At 62.4% G+C, this 15,806-nt stretch carries 13 protein-coding genes; 2 read left to right on the top strand and 11 right to left on the bottom strand.

Annotated elements, in window-relative coordinates:
- Nucleotides 1–6 precede the first annotated feature (6 nt).
- The 10 genes from GA829_RS19845 to cpaB all read right to left on the bottom strand — a co-directional run bounded on the left by GA829_RS19845 (nt 7) and on the right by cpaB (nt 10,036).
- Nucleotides 7–1,182 carry a GGDEF domain-containing protein gene (locus tag GA829_RS19845; RefSeq protein WP_195174380.1) on the bottom strand — a complete coding sequence of 392 codons (1,176 nt, stop codon included), beginning with the start codon at nt 1,180–1,182 and terminating at the stop codon, nt 7–9.
- A gap of 160 nt (nt 1,183–1,342) precedes the next feature.
- Complete coding sequence (locus tag GA829_RS19840) at nt 1,343–1,813, bottom strand: hypothetical protein (protein ID WP_195174379.1); 471 nt, start codon at nt 1,811–1,813, stop codon at nt 1,343–1,345.
- A gap of 145 nt (nt 1,814–1,958) precedes the next feature.
- Nucleotides 1,959–2,792: a PA3715 family protein gene (locus tag GA829_RS19835; protein WP_195174378.1), complete on the bottom strand. Its 834-nt coding sequence runs from the start codon at nt 2,790–2,792 to the stop codon at nt 1,959–1,961.
- Between the two features lie 91 nt (nt 2,793–2,883).
- Nucleotides 2,884–3,846 (bottom strand): type II secretion system F family protein, encoded by a 963-nt coding sequence (locus tag GA829_RS19830; protein WP_195174377.1) that lies wholly within the window; start codon nt 3,844–3,846, stop codon nt 2,884–2,886.
- A 1-nt stretch (nt 3,847) separates the two neighbouring features.
- The gene (locus GA829_RS19825; RefSeq protein ID WP_195174376.1) at nt 3,848–4,813 is read right to left on the bottom strand and encodes a type II secretion system F family protein; all 966 of its coding nucleotides are present in this window, start codon (nt 4,811–4,813) and stop codon (nt 3,848–3,850) included.
- A 4-nt stretch (nt 4,814–4,817) separates the two neighbouring features.
- Entirely contained in the window at nt 4,818–6,236 is a 1,419-nt protein-coding gene (locus GA829_RS19820; protein WP_195174375.1) for a CpaF family protein, read from the bottom strand.
- A complete protein-coding gene (locus tag GA829_RS19815; protein WP_195174374.1) occupies nt 6,233–7,447 on the bottom strand; it encodes an AAA family ATPase in 1,215 nt (404 codons plus the stop codon). Before GA829_RS19815 ends, GA829_RS19820 begins: the two co-directional genes overlap by 4 nt.
- 35 nt (nt 7,448–7,482) lie before the next feature.
- On the bottom strand, nt 7,483–7,752 hold the full coding sequence (locus tag GA829_RS19810; RefSeq protein WP_195174373.1) for a hypothetical protein: 270 nt from the start codon (nt 7,750–7,752) through the stop codon (nt 7,483–7,485).
- Nucleotides 7,753–7,756: 4 nt separating this feature from the next.
- Complete coding sequence (locus tag GA829_RS19805; RefSeq protein WP_374940428.1) at nt 7,757–9,178, bottom strand: type II and III secretion system protein family protein; 1,422 nt, start codon at nt 9,176–9,178, stop codon at nt 7,757–7,759.
- Nucleotides 9,179–9,232: 54 nt separating this feature from the next.
- Nucleotides 9,233–10,036 carry a Flp pilus assembly protein CpaB gene (gene cpaB, locus GA829_RS19800; protein WP_258052347.1) on the bottom strand — a complete coding sequence of 268 codons (804 nt, stop codon included), beginning with the start codon at nt 10,034–10,036 and terminating at the stop codon, nt 9,233–9,235.
- A 361-nt stretch (nt 10,037–10,397) separates the two neighbouring features.
- Here cpaB and parE point away from each other — a divergent pair, with 361 nt between their 5' ends.
- Nucleotides 10,398–12,455 (top strand): DNA topoisomerase IV subunit B, encoded by a 2,058-nt coding sequence (gene parE, locus GA829_RS19795; protein WP_195174371.1) that lies wholly within the window; start codon nt 10,398–10,400, stop codon nt 12,453–12,455.
- Nucleotides 12,456–12,499: 44 nt separating this feature from the next.
- On the top strand, nt 12,500–14,566 hold the full coding sequence (locus GA829_RS19790; protein WP_195174370.1) for an FUSC family protein: 2,067 nt from the start codon (nt 12,500–12,502) through the stop codon (nt 14,564–14,566).
- Nucleotides 14,567–14,576: 10 nt separating this feature from the next.
- On the opposite strand, the gene GA829_RS19785 is transcribed toward GA829_RS19790, so the two are convergent.
- The gene (locus GA829_RS19785; RefSeq protein WP_195174369.1) at nt 14,577–15,698 is read right to left on the bottom strand and encodes a DUF2336 domain-containing protein; all 1,122 of its coding nucleotides are present in this window, start codon (nt 15,696–15,698) and stop codon (nt 14,577–14,579) included.
- Nucleotides 15,699–15,806 lie beyond the last annotated feature (108 nt).

Raw genomic sequence — 15,806 nt, 5'->3', positions numbered from 1 at the left:
TTCTTGTTATGCGGAACGCAAGGCCGGTCCAACCGGGCCGGTCTTGTCTTCCTGTCTTCGGGCAACGACCTGATTTCGCCCGGCACGCTTTGCCGCGTAGAGCGCAGCGTCAGCCTCCGCCAATACATCTTCAAAACGGGCGCCGTCCACACGTCCAAAGCCGATGCCGCCGCTGACCGTGCTGCGTAAGGGACCGCGCGGCGTGGCCACGATCTCGGTGCCGAAAGCGACGCTGATCTTGCTGGCGATGTCGTAAGCCCTGTCTTCCGTTACCCGCGACATGACCAGTGCGAACTCCTCGCCGCCCAGCCGATAGGCATCGACACCGGTCCGGGCATATTTCCTGACCACGGCAGCGAATCGGCATAGAACCTGGTCGCCGACGGGATGGCCGTAAAGATCGTTCGTCTTCTTGAAATGATCGAGGTCGAACATGGAGACCGACATGAACGGACCAAAGCTCCGCTCCCCATAAAGCGACATCAACGCCCGGCGGTTCATCAGCCCCGTCAGCGGGTCGGTCATTGTCTCGGCCCGCAACTCGATCTGCGCCTGCAGATGATGCAGCGAGAGCGTTAAGGCGCCAAGCCCGGTCATGCAGGCGACCGCCACCACGGAATTCAATGCCTCGGCCCAGTTGTTCGGCGCAACGCCGAGCGTCCATTGCCCGTTGACCAGCAGAACGAGCCCGCACAGGCCAAACGACACCGCGCAGATGCCGCTCAGGAATGAGACCACAAGCAGGATGCGGCGGTCGTTGCTGCCCTTGATCCAGAACATCAACCCGATCGCCGAGAGCAGCACAGTGACAGCGGCATAGGTGATGATGAAGCCGATGCCGTCGAAGCCGAAGAGGGTTGCCGTCCCACAGACAGCCATTGCGGCGAGCGTCGGCAAGATGGCGCGCCTGTAATGATGCATGCCGAGATATTGCATGGCCGACAGGCAGAGGGTCAGGAACCCCAGGCTGAGAAGCATCAGCACGGACTGGCAGAGCCAGGGACTGGGAGCCTTGGCATAGCGCCAGAACAGAACCACATGCGCGACAAGCAAAAGAATGCCGCACCCTACCGTCAGCACAAAGCCGGCCCGTGGCGCCGTGAACCAGATCGCAAACATGGTTATGCTGAGACAGGTGCCTGACAGTGCAGCCGCGAGCAGAAGCGAACTGAAATCCAACATACGCGGCGCAACCTCTTGAGGCCGCCGTTACAGCTGCATTCCAGGCCAGCGGCAACCCTCAAGCGTGCTTTTCCGCCAATCTCGTAACGCTACCTTGGGACAGGGTTTACAAAGCGTCGATGCCTTCTCGAAATCGAAGAAGGCAGAGGCTGAAAGAGGCTCAACCCTTGTTCAGCAATGCCAGATTGGCATTGACCACCGCCGGGTCGGTCATGCCCGCTTTCGCTTCCAGCAGCAGCGCCTTGGCCTTCTTGCGATTGCCGCGCAGCAGCTGTGAATAGCCCATGTTGTTGATGATCTGCGGCTTGCGTCCGGCGACCTTCAAAAGCTGGCCATAGGCACGATCGGCGAAGTCGAAACGCCCAAGCTCGTCATACGATGCAGCGAGCCCCATCCATGCCTCGGCATTGTCGGCCTTCAGCTCCACCGCCTTGCGAAAATGCTTTTCGGCAAGGCCGTAGTTCGCCTCGCGAAATTGCGCCTTGCCCTGTGCCAGGTCGGAAGTGTCGATCGCCCTTGCCGCCGGCGGGATGGCCGTCGTCTTCGTCTTGTCGATCGCGCTTGTCGTACAGCCTGTTACTACAAGTAATACGGCCGTCGCGGCGGCCGCCGTAAAAGATATGTGACGCATGCCCCTGCCTCATCGCCCGATTTGCCGGGTCGTTCTTCAGGACTTACGCTACAGGACAGCGATTAAGCTTCGGTGCGCAAACGCACCTAAGATTTGGTTTCCGGAGCACAAGGCGTTAACCACCGCCGTTTTGCACACCACGTCATCAGGGCTCCAGGACCTTGAGCGCAGCGGGAACGGGATACCGGCTGCCATCATAGCGTAGCCGGTAGGTCCGTTTCACGGGCTTGCCTGGATGGGACTGGCACTCGCCATTCTTGTCGGGAAGCGGCTCGTCGGTGTCCGTCCGCTCGGCCACGGTGATGTCGTGATAGCCGTGATGTCTCGTCGGGCTCATCGTCAAGCTGGTCTGACTGGTGTGAAAAGATCCGGCACAATTGGTATCGCCTTCGCCGCCATTGCCGGCCACGACGAGGCCGTCGAGGACGGCACGCACGGCATCGCCGGCGATCACATAGAGCCGCAGGTCGGTTTCGCTGAACGGATTTGGCTGTGAATGGTTTGCCATTTCGATGCGCAGGCCAAAGGCGGTGACACCGGGGGCCAGCCCGTAGCGGCCGGTATCGAATTCGACCTTGCGGATGGCGATGGCATCATCGGTCATCAGCCCGGGCTGGAGCAGGCGCTGGCGCACGTCGAGGCTTTTACGGTCGACGACCAGCAACTCGATATCGCCGACATGTCCATCGCCGCTGGATTTGGCGCTGTCGGTCAGTGGCACTGCAACCAACAGCAGATCGTCATGCGCGGGCCAGATCTTGCAGAGCAGGCCGATTGGCGCATCGCTGTCCGAAAGCGTCAGGTCGATGCTGATACCGGGTTCGAGTGTGAATGATCCGCCGTCGGCGCTCTTGTGAGCCTTGGGATAGGCCTTCTGCACCAAAGCCGCGGCATCGCCGCAATCGCCAGACGTAGCCCGGGCGGGCGACAAGCTGACGCCGGTGAAGCCTAGCAAGAGGGTGAGCAACAGGATTCGCATGGGCTTCTCACCAATTTGTATTTTGCGGACTCCGCGTGTCCCGATACCGCTGTTTGCGTCGTCGCTTGTGCGGCAGAGTTGAACGCTTCCTCTAGTGCGCCGTCATTTTGACGATGATCGGGATGACAGCGATCATCAGCACAACCGGCAGGATGCAGACCACGACCGGCACCGACATCTTCGCCGGCAAGGCGTGCGCCTTCTCCTCCGCCAGCGACATGCGCTTGTGGCGCATCTCATCGGAAAAGACGCGCAGCGCCCCAGACAGGCTGGTGCCGAGCTCCTTCGATTGCTGCAGGAGCGTGGCGAAGGAACGAACCTCGTCAAGGCTGAGGCGATCGGCAAGCGCCTTCAGCGCATCGTCGAGGCTGCGGCCGGCCCTCAGCTCCAGTGACACCAACTGCAGATTCTGGCTGAGCGCCGGATAGGTCTTGGCGAGTTCCTTCGAAACGCGCTCGATGCCGGCCTCCATGCTCATGCCGGCGTCCGAGCAGACGATCATCAAGTCCATGAAATCGGGAAAACCGTTGCGGTACTCGCGCATCTTTTCCCGAACCTTCTGGCCCAGTACCAGGCCTGGCACGAAATAGCCGGCAGCGCCCGACAGGATGACGAATGCCCACCGGCTGGCCATCGTCGCGTCAGGACTGGCCAGCCACCGGTTGAGCACAAAGACGCCGACCGTCGTGCCGATCATCGCGGTGAAGCGAATGAGGAAGAACATGCCGACTGCGCGAGGCTCCATGTAGCCCGCCTGGATGAGCTTCAAACGCAGCCGGGCGACATTTTCCGGATCGCTCTTGGCGTAGAACTCCTGCGCCCTCTTCACCGCCGTCTCGCGCACGATGCCGGTATTCTTTTTCTGAGACGGCTCGGCCTTCGCGGCCACCGGCATATCATCCAGCTTGAGCCGGCGCTTGAGTTCGTTGCGCCCGCCTTTCGCCGCCACCAATGGCCATGCCACGGCTGCGGATCCCAGGGCCAGCAGCAGGACAGCGACCGGAACCAGTGACGTTGGTGCAAGCGAGGCGAGGAATTCGATAAGGCTTTGCATGTCAGAACTTGAAATTCGACATCTTGAACATCATCAGGTTGCCCAGCATCAGCCAGGTAACCGAGCCGCCGATCATGTACCACGTCTTCGGTACGCCCCAGACGTCGGCGTAGTATTGCGGCATCAGCGCCATGATGGCTGCGAACAGCAAAGCAGGCACCGCCGTCAGGATATACGCGGACAACCGGCCTTCCGTGGAAATGGCGCGCACCTTGCGGCGCAGCTTGCCGCGCTCTCGGATGGTCGTCGACAGGCCATCGAGAATTTCGCGCAGGTTGCCGCCGGAGCTGGTCTGGATTGACACGGCGGTGACGAACAGTGGCAGATCCTCGTGGCCAACACGATCGAACAGCGAATTCAACGCCGAAACAAGATCGGAGCCATAGGTCACCTCATCGGCGATGACACCGAATTCGGTGCCAATCGGGTCTGGCATCTCGCGCGACACCATGGCGATCGCCACCGGCACCGGATGACCAGCCTTCAGGCCACGCGTGATCAGTTCGAGCGCCTCCGGCAACTGCATGCCGAACCGCTTCAGCCGCCGGCCGCGTTTGAAGCGCATCGTCATCACCGGCAGGATCGGCGCAAGCATGACAAACAGCAGCAGCCCGAGCAACAGCGGCAAACCACGCGAGACGGCGGCCAGAGCGACGGCCATGGCCACGCCGGATGTAATCATCAGGAACTTCGACAGTGGCATGATCATGCCCGATTGCGTGCGCAAGGCGCGAAACCGGTCGAGTGAAAACAGCGGCGAACCAGCATCGAGGCCGCGCTCCTTGCGCAGCTGGATCAGCACCTGTTCCTGGCTGATCTTGCTTTCTTGCAGTTTCATGCGCCGGTTGATGGCGGTGCGCTTGTCGCTGCGGCCGGCGTAAAGCAGATAACAGGCCTCGGCGATCATGATGCCGGTAAGCGCTGCCGCGGCATAGACGACGTAGATCGCGCTGAGCCCGTTGAACACCCTGTTACTCCTGCGGCCGGCCGGGTTCGAAATATCTGCCGGGAAATTCAATACCCATGGCGCGCAGATCATCGAGAAAGCGCGGCCGAATGCCGGTCGCCTCGTAGTAACCAAGGATCGTGCCATCGGCTTCCATGCCGGTACGCACGAACCGGAAGATCTCCTGCATCTGGATGACATCGCCTTCCATGCCGGTGACCTCGGTCACGCTCGTCACCTTGCGCTTGCCGTCCGACAGACGTGTCAGCTGCACGATAAGTTCGATCGCGCTGGATATCTGGCTGCGGATGGATTGCACCGTCATCGGCATGCCGGTCATGCCCAGCATCTGCTCAAGGCGCGAAATGGCGTCGCGCGGGGTGTTGGCGTGAATGGTCGCCATCGAGCCTTCGTGGCCCGTGTTCATCGCCTGCAGCATGTCGAAGGCTTCCTCGCCGCGGCACTCGCCAAGGATGATGCGGTCGGGACGCATGCGAAGCGCGTTCTTGACCAGATCACGCTGTTTCAGCTCGCCATGGCCCTCGATGTTGGCCGGCCGCGTCTCCATGCGTGCCACATGTGGTTGCTGCAGCTGGAGTTCGGCCGCGTCCTCAATGGTGATCAGCCGTTCGTCTTCCGGAATGAAGGCTGACAGCGCATTGAGCATTGTCGTCTTGCCGGTGCCGGTACCGCCGGAAATGATCGTCGTCTTGCGGGCATGCACGGCAGCCGCAAGCACTTCGGCCATGTTCTGCGTGATAGCGCCGAATTCGACCAGCTTGTGCAGCCCAAGCTTGTTCTTGGAGAATTTGCGGATCGAGACCAGCGGCCCGTCGACAGCGACCGGACGGATGGCGGCGTTGAAGCGCGATCCATCCAGCATGCGCGCATCGACCATCGGCTGGGACTCGTCAACCCGCCGGCCGACCGCGGCAACGATCTTGTTGACGATGCGCAGCAGATGCGCCTCATCCTTGAACGGAATACTGACCGGCTGCAGTTTGCCCCTTTTTTCGACAAAGCAGTTCTCGTGGCCGTTGATCAGAATGTCGTTGATCTCGGGGTCCTTCAGCAGCGGCTCCAGTGGGCCAAGGCCAACCATCTCGTCGACAATGTCGTCGACCAGTGCGTCAAGCTCGGCGGCGTTGATCGCCATCCGCTCCTGCTTTGTCTTTTCCTGCACGAAATCATGCACTTGCCGGCGCATCTCATCCTTGGGCAGGCGCTCCAGCGCGACAAGGTTGATCTCTTCGAGCAGCAGGCGATGGATCCGCACGCGTGCATCCAGCACCTTGTTGGCGCTTTTTGCCGGCGAGGCCTCCGCCTTTGCCAGGACCTTGCGGGTCGTCGGAATGACTACGGCGTGATGCGCTACCGGTGTCGCTTCAGCGGAGCGCAGTGGCCGTGCATCACGGTTCTGCAGGGTGGAGAAACGGCTGGTCATCCTGCCTTCCTCTTCAGCAAGCCTTTGCCGATGCTGAACAGCGACCGCGATTTCAACTGGGTCGCGACCGCTTCTTCCGGAAGGATGATCTTCTTCAGATCGTTGATGACATTGGCGTTCGGGTCGATCTCGTGCAGGGGGACGCCACGGTCGACCGCCTCGCGCACCAGGCGGTAATTGTTGGCGATGCCGCCAACAAAATGCTCGCCCAGGATGTCCTGGACATCCGCCTGCTTGATGCCGTTGTCGAACATCTTCTGCTCGAAGCGGTTGACGATGACATTCGGCTTCACTTCCTTGCCGGCAGTCTCATAGACCGCCTGGATCAGCCGCTGCGTGTGCCGCAGGCATGGCACCGTCATTTCGGCGACGATGTAGAGCTTGTTGGAGCCCAGCAGTACCGTCTCCGTCCACGGAAACCAGGTGCGCGGCATGTCGATGACGACATTGTCGAAATAGGCCGAAACGAGATCCAGCATCCGCACCACGACGTCCGTCTTGAACGAGCGCATTTCCGAAGGATGCGTCGGCGCCGCCAGCACGCACAGTCCGCTCGCGTGCTTCGACAGCATCACATCGAGCAATTGCCGGTCGAGACGCTCGGGCTGGTTTTCGATTTCGGTGATATCGAAACGCGGTTCGAGGTCGAGATATTCAGCACAGGCGCCTTGCTGAAAATTGAGGTCGACCACGCATGTCGACGCTCCTCGCGTCACCGAGTGATGCAGTTGGAAAGCCGTCTGCAGCGCCAGTGTCGTGGTGCCGACGCCACCGGCGGCCGGCATGAACGTATAGATCTGCGATTCAGTATTCTCCTCGCGCCCCGGTCCCTGCAAGGCGCGCACGACGGAACGGACGAGGTCAGCGGTGGTGATCGGCTTGACCAGGAAATCCGCCACCTGAAGCTGAACCAGGATACGCACCGCGGCCGCGTTGAACTCCTGGGTGACCACGACCACCGGAACCCGGCCCTCCAGCCGGCGCATGATGCGCTGCAACGACTCGACTTCTTCGAGCCGTGCCGCGTCCATATCGACGATGATCGCGCCGAAATCGGTCTCCTGGATCTCGCCGCGCAACTCGGTGACGCTTTTTTCAACCGTCGAAAGCTGGATGATTTCGGAGGCGGAAAATGCCGTCCGCGTGTCCTGCAGGAAGGTCCTGTCGGTGGATACGAGCAGAATTTTCTTGGTTTTGATGCCGCTTGCCATTTTTTGTCAGCCCGTCAGGTCAATCGCCAGCCAAATCAATTGGTTGTAGCTGTCTGTGAAGACTTCGCGCCGGCGGCCTGGTCGGCTGCGGCGGTTGTGGAGCCAGCCCGTTGCGCTGGAACCAGCAGCTTTGTGTTTTGGACACCGTATTTCCACGGATCGACCATCTGCATCACGGTGTTGGCGGCTTGCGCGTCGCCAGCACCCGACGTCACGCCTTCGGTCCGCACGTAGTCATCGGTCGTGCAGCCGCTGGCGAGGCCAGCCAACAGCGCTGCGATGCTTGATCTCAGGATCATGCGCATGGCTTCAGTCCTTCGGCAGGTCGAGGAAATGCCCGACGGTGGTGATGGGTGTCGGCTGCGCGGCGCTGCCGTCGGCCATGGCCAGCGCGCGATTGCCATCGGACGCTTTCACTTCCTCGGTATTGTTGAGGAAATAGTCGACATTGCTGGCCGCCTGCGTGCCATCGGTCGGTTCGGCAAGCTTCTTGGATGGATCGACGGGCTTGACCAGATAGGGGGTGACGATGATCACCAGATCGGTCTCACGCCGCTGGTAGGACTTCGACGAAAATAGCGAGCCTAGCACCGGCAGCTTGCCCAGGCCGGGAAGCCGCGACGTGGTGATGTCGTTCTGCGACTGCAGGAGTCCGGCGATCATGAAGCTCTGGCCGTTCTTCAGATCGACCGACGTCTTGGCACGGCGCACAATGAAGCCCGGCACTGAAATGCTGCCGATATTGTAGGAGGCCGATGCATCGATCGACGAAACTTCAGGAGCGATATCCAGGCTGACCAGCCCGTCCTTGAGCACGGTCGGCTTGAAATCGAGGCTGACGCCGTATTTCTTGTAGCTGACCGAGATCTTGCCATTGTCCTCGGAAACCGGGATCGGGAATTCGCCGCCGGCAAGGAAACTCGCGGTCTCGCCCGAACGGGCAATCAGGTTTGGTTCGGCCAGCCGCCGGGCGAGTCCGTGATCTTCCAGCGCCTTGATGGCGATATCGATTGAGACACCATTCGACAACAGCCGGCCGATGATCTCGCCATTCCCTGCGGCTGGCACGTTGCCTGGATCCAGCGAAACGTCACGCCCGCCGAGACCGTAGGCGAAGTTTGCGCTGTATTTCGCACCGAGCGCCTGCCCAGCCTGACGGTTGATCTCGACGAAGCGCACGTTGAGCTGAACTTGCTGCGACGACGAAATATTGACCGAATTGATCACTTCCTCATTGCCGGAGAAGCGCGTTGCAATCTTGTTTGCCTTGTCCGCGGCGACCGCGTCATCCGCCTCGCCCGACAGCACCACGCGGCCATTGGCGGAACCAACCTTGATGTTGGCATCCGGCACGCTGGCGCGGATGGTGCTTGCCAGTTGGTCGGTGTCGAGCGTCACTTCGATGTCGACGGTGCCGACCAGCTGCTTCTTCTCGTCGAAGAGCGCGATGCCGGTGGTGCCAAGGTTGTTGCCCAGCACGTAGAAGGATTTGTCGGTCAGCGGGTTGACGTTGGCGATCTCCGGATCGCCTATGACGATCTGGTAGAAGGCGGCACTGGTCATGACCGTCTTCGGCTTGCCCTTGGCTACCTTGATCGATGCATTCTTGGTCGACGACACATAGACAATGTCGTTGTCGGCCCTGGCCGACGGCGAGAACGCCAGCATGCCGCTCATCGCCAGCGTGGCCGCCATCGCCAAGCCGCGCAAAGCCAGCAGCCTCTTTGCCATCCGAAATGTGTTGTGCATCACCATTGTCCCGTCCCGTCCGGTCCCCACCGGTCTTTATTTCTGATCTCGCGAAGGAACCTGGTATTCCTCGGCCTTCGTGCCGCGCGTTACGATGATCGTCTTGAACTTCGGCTTCTCCGGCTCCTTAGCCACCGCGTTGAACAGCGAACCCGCCGCTGCCTGGACACTCGAAGCCACCGAGCCACCGAACGAGGAAATGGTGGTAACGCCGTTCTTGCCGTCGCCGCCTTCGCTGGCCGACCGAAGCGACAGCGACAACGAGCCCACGGTGCGGGCAAGTGCGACCTTCTGCGCGCCATCGGTCGTCACCTCGATGGTCACTGAGTTGGCGATCTGCGGTGCGGTCTGGCGCTCGTCCGCGCCCTGCCCGACACTCAGCACCTTGGCGTCGGCAACGACGATCTCCGAGGTGACCGTCGAACCGGCGGCACCTTGCGCGTTCTTGGCCACTTCCTGGATTGCGCCGGCATCGCGTGTCAACACGACATCGACACGGTCGCCCGGTGTGACGAAACCACCGACACCGGCGATCTCATCGATGCGGATGGTGACCGCCCGCATTCCCGGCGACAGCATGTTGGACAGCGTCGCGCGGCCATTGGGACCGGACAGCTTGCTGAGCAGCACCGGTTCGTTGATCTCGATCGGCGACAGCACGACGCGGCCGCCCTCGGCCAGCAAGGCATCAACCGTGGTGAACGCGCCCTGTGGCACGGAATCCTGCGGCCAGGGGATCTGGCTGAGCGTGGCCCGGTCGAGCACCATGCCGTAGCGCAATGGCGCGTTCGCCACCACGATCGTCTTGAACTCGATCTTGGGCGTTTCAGGCACCGGGATCGATGCCGTCTTCTCATTGGCATCGGCCTTGGCCTGGCTCTTGACCCAGAAGTCCGCGGCAAAAAATCGAGATCGCGCCGAAAACGGCGGCGATTCCGATCATCGTTATGGCCTTGCCCCTCACGCCGAAACCCCTGATGCCCGCAGTTTCTTGTTTTGTTGGCCTCACGCTAGGCGGCATTGTTAAATAATCAGGAATGCCCGACGGCCGCCTTCGGCCTATTTCCGCCGGCTTGGTTATCGAATGGTTTTGGGATAAGAGAGGGCAAATCCCCGAACGGAACAGGAACCTCCGTCGCTTGCCGCTGAAAAGCGTGGCAGTATCGCGACGTGATTCGCAGCACCGGACCCTATGGCAGGCATGGACGACAACAACGATCTTTTCGGCAGCATGGACAAGCAGCCACAGCCGGTTCGGCCGTCGGCGCGCCCGGCTGATCCGTTGGTGCAGGCGGCCGTCAAGCGCCCGGCGCCAGCCAAGGATGGCAGCGAAGGCTACAGTGCCGCCGACATCGAGGTGCTGGAAGGGCTGGAGCCGGTGCGGCGGCGGCCGGGCATGTATATCGGCGGCACCGACGACAAGGCGATGCACCATCTGTTCGCCGAAGTCATCGACAACTCGATGGACGAGGCAGTCGCCGGCCATGCCACCTTCATCGATGTCGAGCTTTCCGCCGATGGCTATCTTGCCGTCACCGACAATGGCCGCGGCATTCCGGTCGACCCACATCCGAAATTCAAGAAGCCGGCGCTCGAAGTCATCATGACGACGCTGCATTCGGGCGGCAAGTTCGACTCGAAGGTCTACGAAACCTCCGGCGGTCTGCACGGTGTCGGCGTATCCGTGGTCAACGCATTGTCGGATCATCTCGAGGTCGAGGTCGCGCGTGGCCGCCAGCTCTACCGCCAGCGCTTTTCGCGCGGCGTTCCGGTGAGCGGCCTGGAGCAGCTCGGCGAAGTCCACAACCGGCGTGGCACCAAGATCCGCTTCCACCCCGACGAGCAGATTTTCGGCAAGGGCGCGGCGTTCGAGCCGGCGCGGCTCTACCGTATGACGCGGTCGAAAGCCTATCTGTTCGGCGGCGTCGAGATCCGCTGGACCTGTGATCCGTCGCTGATCAAGGAAAAGGATCAGACGCCGGCCAAGGCCGCGTTCCATTTCCCCGGCGGCCTCAAGGATTATCTCAAGGCATCGCTTGGCGACGACTTCCAGGTGACGCGCGAAATCTTCGCCGGCAAGAGCGAAAAGCAAGGCGGCCATGGCTCGCTCGAATGGGCGGTGACCTGGTTCGGCGGCGACGGCTTCATCAATTCCTACTGCAACACCATCCCGACTGGCGAAGGCGGCACGCACGAGGCCGGTTTCCGCAACGTCCTGACACGCGGCCTGCGCGCCTATGCCGACCTCGTCGGCAACAAGCGCGCTTCGATCGTAACCTCCGAGGACGTGATGATCTCGGCGGCGGGCATGTTGTCGGTATTCATCCGTGAACCGGAATTCGTCGGCCAGACCAAGGACCGTTTGGCGACCATCGAAGCCATCCGGATTGTCGAAACCGCCATCCGCGACCCGTTCGATCATTGGCTCGCCGACAATCCGCAGGAAGCATCGAAACTGCTCGAATGGGTGATCGCGCGCGCCGACGAACGGGTGCGCCGGCGCCAGGAAAAGGAAGTGTCGCGCAAGAGCGCGGTGCGCAAACTGCGGCTGCCCGGCAAGCTCGCCGACTGCACACAGAACGCCGCGGCCGGCGCCGAACTCTTCATCGTCGAAGGTGACTCCGCCGGCGGCTCGGCCAAGCAGGCGCGCGACCGGGCCAGTCAGGCCGTGCTGCCGCTGCGCGGCAAGATTCTCAACGTCGCGAGCGCGGGCAACGACAAGCTCGCCGCAAACCAGCAGATTTCCGACCTGATCCAGGCGCTTGGCTGCGGCACGCGGTCGAAATACCGCGACGAGGACTTACGCTACGACCGCGTCATCATCATGACCGACGCCGATGTCGACGGTGCCCATATCGCCTCGCTGCTGATCACCTTCTTCTATCAGGAGATGCCGGCGCTGATACGTGGCGGCCATCTCTACCTGGCGGTGCCGCCGCTCTACTCGCTCCGGCAAGGCGGCAAGATCGCCTATGCCCGGGACGACGCGCACAAGGACGAGCTTTTGCGCACCGAGTTCACCGGGCGCGGCAAGGTCGAGCTTGGCCGCTTCAAGGGCCTGGGCGAAATGATGGCTGCCCAGCTCAAGGAAACCACCATGGATCCGAGGAAGCGCACGCTGCTCAGGATCGACGTGATTGATGCCGAGGCGGCAACCAAGGATGCGGTCGACGCGCTGATGGGCACCAAGCCCGAAGCCCGCTTCCGCTTCATCCAGGAGCGCGCCGAATTCGCCGAAACGGAAGTGCTGGATATCTGAGCCGCGACCGGTCTAGCTTGCGCTTCTGACACGGAGACCAGCATGTGATCTCGCCGCAGCTGAAAGACTATGTCGATACAAGGCTTACCGGGCTGACGCAGCCGACGCGCTCGGACTGGATTTTTGCCCTGCGCACCGTTTCGGCCGGCTTGATCGCGCTGCTGGCCGCCTATGCCCTCAAGCTCGACCACCCGCAATGGGCGATGATGACGGTGTTCATCGTTGCCCAGCCGGTCGCCGGGATGGTGCTGGCCAAGGGTTTCTACCGGTTGCTCGGCACTTTGGCCGGCGGCCTGGCGGCGGTCGGCATCACCACCGTGTTCGGCGCCAGTCCCTGGGTGCTGGTGACAGCACTGGCCGTCTGGATCGGCCTTTGCACCTTTGTCTCGTCGCTGCTGCGCAACCCCGAAGCCTATGGCGCGGCGCTCGCCGGCTATACCGCGATGATCATCGCCCTGCCCGCCTTCGGTCAACCGCACCTCGTCGTCGATCTCGCTATCGCCCGCTGCGCCGAGATCGTGCTCGGCATCGTCTGTGCCGGCCTGACCAGCCGGCTGATCCTGCCCAAATTGGCCAGCAACGCCATCATATCGAGGCTGAAACGCTGCATTCTCGATCTCGCTGTCTATGCCGGCGGCGCGTTCTCAGGCGGCGATGTGGCAACCCTCGCCGGACTCCACCGCAAGCTGGTCGCCGACACCCAGACGCTCGGCGAAATGCGCGCCTACGCGCGGCTGGAAGCGCCGAGTTTTGCCACACGTGCGCATCCGGTCCGCCGCACCATCGGCCAGCTTCTGTCGGCGCTGTCGGCGGCACGTGCGCTGCATTCGCACGCGGCGCCGAAAAACGCGGCTCTCATTCCGGTGCGCGGCGAGTTGCAGGCCCTGGTCAGCGAGCTGGCGGCCAAACCGGGCGCGCTGGACGACACAACGCCGTGGGTGGCACGGCTTGATGCCATCGCCGGCAAGGCGCGGCAAATGCCTGATGCCTCGGTGGACCAGGGCGACGACAGGGTCGGCACCATCACGCGCCTCACAATCGCCGCCGACTTCGCCGAAGCCTTGAAGCAGGTGCTGCGTGGCCTTGATGCCTTGCGCGCACCCGTCGTCCGCCCGGCCCGTGACCGCAGGCAACCTGCCCTTTTGGTGCATCGCGACCATCAGGGAGCATGGCGCAACGCGGTGCGCGCCGCCCTTGCAACACTGCTGGTCGCGGCTTTCTGGCTGACGACGAAGTGGACCGAAACGGCGGGCACCGTCATTCTCGTTGCCGTCGTCTCCAGCCTGTTCGCGGCACGGCCCGACCCCGTGCAAGTTTCCTGGGGGTTCTTCAGGGGAACATTGCTCGCCCTGCCCTTCGCCTTTCTCGTCGGCCAGGTCGCGCTTCCGGCTTTGCCTGGATTCGCCTGGTTCACGGTCTTCGTCGTGCCGATCCTGGTGCCTACAGCGCTGGCAATGGCCAACCCACGCTATGTCGGCGTCGCCACCGCCTTCGCCATCAATTTCCTCGCCTTCCTCAACCCGCATCAGGCGATGGTCTACGACCCCGGCCTATTCTTCGCCGGGTCGGCATCGGTCCTGGTCGGCATCCTTCTGGCGATCGGCGTTTTCATCGTCGTGCTCCCCGCCGACCCCTGGCTGGCGGCCAACCGCATCGTGCGGGCGATGCGGGAGGACCTGGCGCGGCTTTGCCTGCATGAGCGCGTGCCAAGACGCTCGGCCTTCGAGAGCCTTGCCTATGACCGGATCAACCAGCTGATGCCGCTGGTGCAAAATGCCGGCAAGAGAGGCGATGCGGTTCTCGGCGGCAGCGTGGCCGCCGTCACCGTTGGCCTTGAAATCCTGCGCTTGCGGAGCGCCCAGCAGGCCACAGCAATCCCGCCAGAGACAGCGCTTTCAATTTCGACCTTTCTGCGGGGTTTGGCGCGAGAACTGCTCTTTCGAGCCCCTGGCGAACCGGACACGTCGACCATTGCCGTCGCCAGGCAATACGCGGCAGGCATCGCCCAGCGAAACGAAACCGGTGAAATGCTGCAGATTGCCGCCTCGCTGCGGATCATTGCAGCGGCCATGGAGGATTTCCCGGCATTTTACGCCAAGCAACGCGCCTGAGCGCCTTGGTTTAGGCAGCGGCGATCGCCAGCGCATGGCCACGGGCATTTTCCCGCAGCGCGTCGAGATGGATCGACTTGACCAGTGCGGCAAGATCGCCTTCGGCGGCCTGCCCGCCCAGCTCTTTGAGCATCAGCCAGCTGACTTCCTGCACGCCGGCGACGCGTTTGCCGTTGGCGACCTCGCGCCAGATCTTCAGCGAACGCAGGATGACGGCATGGGTGGCGGCGGCGAGGCCGGCGCTGCGAAAGAGCGCCTGCAAGGCCACATCATGGCCACCCGCCAGCAGTGCCCTCACCCTCGGCTCGGACTGCTGGCTGAGCGCGACCAGTGCCGATCCGAAGAAATCGACCTTGCCATGCGCGATGGTGCGAATGAGGAAGCTCGCCGTGAGATCGCCGCGCAGGCGCAGATGTTCGATCAGAGCGGAGTGTTCCTCCTGGCGCGTGCCCTCGATCAGCGTCACCGAAGCCTTGACACAGGCGTCGCGCATGACGCGATCGGCGCGCGCGGCGCCCATCAACGCCATGACCAGCGGCGAGCTCTTGAGCGTCTCCCCAAGCTTGACCAGCAGCATATGACGGCAATCGGCCGGCAGGCGCGGGTCGGCAATCAGCGCTTCGCGCACCAAGGGCAAATGACCATGGCGCTCCGCCATGCGGCGGAAGCTGAGCGAGGCGATATCGGCGCCGTCATTGGCCAACAGTACGGCGCAGGCTTCGGCTTCGCCGACCTCGGCGATGGCCGCCGACAATGCCATCGAGACGGACGGCCGGTCGGCGATTAGTTTTTGCGTCGCCTTCTGGCTCGAAGCCACCCGGTTGATCAGGTCAGCGTCAGTAAGCAGTGGCGAGCGCGCCAGCACCACGCCAGCCACTTCCGGCTGATCGGATGCGAGCACGCTGATGATCTGCAGCGGCGCATGAGGGCTCATGGACAGAGCCTCGGCCATTGCCAGCCGTACCTTCGAGGAGGCATCGTCCAGCAGCAGCGTCAACGCCGCCTCGGCCGCGCAGCGGTCCTCGAACGGCAGGTCGGAGTTGACGTATGCCCTGGCCAGCGCATTGGCCGCAGCGGCGCGCTCGGAAACCCTGGCCGTGTAAATCCATTTCAAGAAATGCGAAACAACCATGCCGCCTGCTTACGCCCCTTGCCAGAATGCTTCTGGCCCCAACGCTGACGGTAGGCAGAAATGGTTTACGAACGGTTCACCATGTTCATTAACTGGCTTGCGAGCGCC

The sequence above is a fragment of the Mesorhizobium sp. INR15 genome (assembly GCF_015500075.1).
Lineage (GTDB): Bacteria > Pseudomonadota > Alphaproteobacteria > Rhizobiales > Rhizobiaceae > Mesorhizobium.
Note: the sequence above shows the minus strand (reverse complement) of the source record. Positions and strands in the feature narration are given on the sequence as shown.